The sequence below is a fragment of the Bacillus cereus group sp. BfR-BA-01408 genome (genome assembly GCF_022663305.1).
Lineage (GTDB): Bacteria > Bacillota > Bacilli > Bacillales > Bacillaceae_G > Bacillus_A > Bacillus_A pacificus.
On record NZ_JAKUFF010000148.1, the window covers coordinates 1 to 3,276 of the forward strand.

The window sequence follows — 3,276 nt, forward strand, 5'->3', positions numbered from 1 at the left end:
TAAAAATTGTTTCAGAGAAGTTCACTTTCCCCATCGAAGAGGCACCTAGTGTACGATAAGCATAGGGGCCAACAAGAATTGGAAGTATGACATTGAAAATGTTTAGTAAAATTTTGTATATAATATTTTTAGCAATTGATTTTTGCATAATAGAACCCTTCTAAATATATTTTTAATTTTGTAATGAACCAAAATATTTATTCTAAAATTTTAAAAGTAAGAACAAGAACATCTGTATAAGTTTACCGCATATAAACTTTGTAAATCAACTTTTTATATTATTTATAATGTGTATAAAAGGTAGTTATTCTGTTTGGAGCTGTATACTTGGAATAATAGGTAGTCTATTATGGGAGGCTTTGATTAAGAAATATAATTATTGATTATTTATATCGCTATATGGAGTAACTCCTATAGATTTAACAATTATTTTTTCGCTTTCTGTATCATCCAAATATTGTTTCACTACTTGGATTTTTTCTGTTGAAGAAAATTGAGCCATAAAAAATGCACTCCACTTGTTAGAATATGTCTAACAAGTGGAGTGCCCTTCAATTCTTAATATGAAAGTAAGAGGCTTTTGTATTAAGAATTGAAATGATAGGTTATTCTTTTTCTGTCTCCGTTGCATTTAATTTTTGCTTTAGTAACGCATAATCTTGCGTTAATGTTACAAGTTGATGATGTTGTTTAGAAATTTTTCTTGTTAGGTCAAAAATTAAGATGAAACAGAATAATAATCCAAATAAAAATAAAATGGAAGGGGGATATTCTACTTTTAATAGTTTTCCAATCCAGTTTATAATTTTATCGGTAGAACTTAAAATAGCCATTGCAATACAAACAAAAATCCACAAAACAGCATATTTCGTTTCTAAAGTTCCGCGACGAATAGAATTAATAATTAATAATAATAATAATAAAATAAAGATGAATGAAAAGGTAATTATAGGCATTTATTATCAACCTTTCACGATTTTTTGCATCAATATAGCAAGACTTACCTTAATCATGTAATATGCAGATTTAAAAGGTGTGATAGAAGATTGTCCACCTTGTCGCTCTTGCATATTTACAGATATTTCATTAATGCGAAGTTTTTTCTTTTTTAAATGAATAAGAACTTCTGGTTCTGGATAATCTTTTGGATAATTGTGTGCAAAAATTGTAATTACTTCTCGATTGATAGCACGATATCCAGAAGTTGGATCCATAAATGTTTGTTTTGTTAGTACTTTCAATAGGGCAGTAAAATAAAAAATACCGATTCTTCTGGAAATACTACCTTTATATGCTGTTTTTTCTGTAAAACGTGACCCTAGTACCATATCGCATTCATCTTCAGCGATAGGCTTTATAATTTTATATAAATCATCTGGGTTATGTTGTCCATCAGCATCGAACTGAATCGCAATATCATATCCATTCTCATATGCGTATTTATATCCAGTTTGTACAGCTGAGCCAATACCTAGATTATAGGGTAAATTCACAAGGTGAACAGGAAATTCTTTTACGATTTGAGCTGTTTTATCGTGTGATCCATCATTAATAACGCAAATGCTTAATCCAGTAAAATGCTGTTTTAGTTTTAATAATCTTGTTAATGTATCTGCAATTGCTTCTTCCTCGTTATACGCTGGAATAATAATTAACGTTTTTGGTATTGAAATTGGTACTTCAATAGTCATTACCGCACCATCCCTTATATACTTAATCATATTATGGTTATTTTTAAACGAACTTTATTTAATATACCATTAACAGTATAACAAAATAAAGGAAAAGCTGGTGCATGTTTTAAGAGAACAGATTGAGAATAAAAGGATAAGAGAGAATATTTTGTATAAAAAATACATGCAAGGAAGAAAGAACCTATGCATGTATATGGAAGAGTATCGTATTAAATATTCCAAGGTTTATTTAAAGTTAAAACCTCAGCCATTTCTTTACTTTTTAAACGTCCTTTTTTTCTATTTTCCGCGCGTTCTGAACCGGTTGTGTGTAACCAATGTTCTTCCTCAGTTTCAGGAAGTACTTGTGGTACGGACGAAGGTTTTCCATCTTTTATTGCCACAAATGTAATGAAGCAAGTGGCGGCAATTCTACGCTCGCCTGCTAATAAATTTTCTGCGATTACTTTTACGAAAACTTCCATTGAAGATTTCCCTGTATAACATACAAATGCTTCATAACAAACAGAATCAGCTTGGTGAATTGGGGTTAAAAAATCAACTGAATCAATAGATGCTGTTACGCAATGTTTACGACTATGTCTTGCAGCCGCAATTGAAGCAATACTATCAATTTCTGCTAATAATTTCCCTCCAAAAAGTGTTTGGTGATTATTTAAATCGTTAGGAAAAACACGTGTTGTTTTAATTGCTTTTGATTCTCGCATGAATTTCTTTTCCATATATTCAGCCCCTATAGTCTGTTTTCAATCAGAATAATATGTGTAAGTGGATTACTCATATTAGATATTTAATAAAGTAAAGCGTATTCCAAAAGAGGATTATTTAAACTTCTGTATTTGTATTCATGTAACTGAAAGAAAATTTATTTTATCTAAAATGTAGTGTAAAAGAGGATTCGCTTACATTGCAAGTAAAAAGTAATGACTATATATTTGTCATAGAAATTCCCTATCAGCCGTGTACCCATTCATGATAGAATCGTTTTGTTATGAATGGAAATAGAGGTGCAATGGACATATGAATCATATACAAACAAATTTTTCATCTTTCTTCAATAAAATTACGATTGGTGCGATGCTCGCATTTTTTGTTTATAGTTGTTGGACAGCATTTGAGACAAGTAAGCAATTTTTTGGAGGAAGTACAACAAGTGTAACAATCATATTGGCAATTTTCGTCATACTCATTTTGTTAGTGGCATCAATTCTACAATATCGTTTTACAGACAAACAATTTCTTATTTTTCTTATAAGTGTATCTATACTTGTGAGGCTTAGTATGCTGTTATTTGTAGACGCTCCAATAATTGGTGATATGAAAGTGATGTATGAGTCTGCAAAGGAGATTGCAATTGGTAATAATATAGGGACTGTAACTCATTTGCCGTTTATTATATATGAGTCAGTAATTATTCGTATATTTGGTAATACATTATTTGCTTTGCAACTATTTAATGTGTTATTTTGCGCAGGAACTGCACTTTTTATTTATCGTATTGCGGCAATGGTTTTTGGAGAAGAATGCGGTCGTATTGCTTCCACATTTTATGCTCTGTATATTCCAAATATATTCATGAGTT

4 protein-coding genes and 2 pseudogenes are annotated in these 3,276 nt (G+C 30.5%); 1 reads left to right on the plus strand and 5 read right to left on the minus strand.

Features of this window, described 5'->3' with window-relative positions:
• From MR083_RS26270 to MR083_RS26285, 5 genes and pseudogenes are all read right to left on the minus strand, one after another.
• A pseudogene (locus MR083_RS26270) lies at positions 1-148 on the minus strand (flippase); the annotation flags it as partial.
• Between the two features lie 228 nt (positions 149-376).
• On the minus strand, positions 377-502 hold the full coding sequence (locus tag MR083_RS27890) for a hypothetical protein (protein ID WP_000046732.1): 126 nt from the start codon (positions 500-502) through the stop codon (positions 377-379).
• Between the two features lie 103 nt (positions 503-605).
• On the minus strand, positions 606-956 hold the full coding sequence (locus MR083_RS26275) for a DUF2304 domain-containing protein (RefSeq protein ID WP_001121775.1): 351 nt from the start codon (positions 954-956) through the stop codon (positions 606-608).
• 6 nt (positions 957-962) lie between these two features.
• Positions 963-1,691 carry a glycosyltransferase family 2 protein gene (locus tag MR083_RS26280; RefSeq protein WP_000151538.1) on the minus strand — a complete coding sequence of 243 codons (729 nt, stop codon included), beginning with the start codon at positions 1,689-1,691 and terminating at the stop codon, positions 963-965.
• Positions 1,692-1,903: 212 nt separating this feature from the next.
• Positions 1,904-2,416, minus strand: coding sequence for an acyl-CoA thioesterase (locus tag MR083_RS26285; protein WP_000412121.1), 513 nt, complete (start codon positions 2,414-2,416; stop codon positions 1,904-1,906).
• A 298-nt stretch (positions 2,417-2,714) separates the two neighbouring features.
• On the opposite strand from MR083_RS26285, the pseudogene MR083_RS26290 reads away from it, so the two are divergent.
• Positions 2,715-3,276, plus strand: a pseudogene (locus MR083_RS26290) (hypothetical protein); the annotation flags it as partial.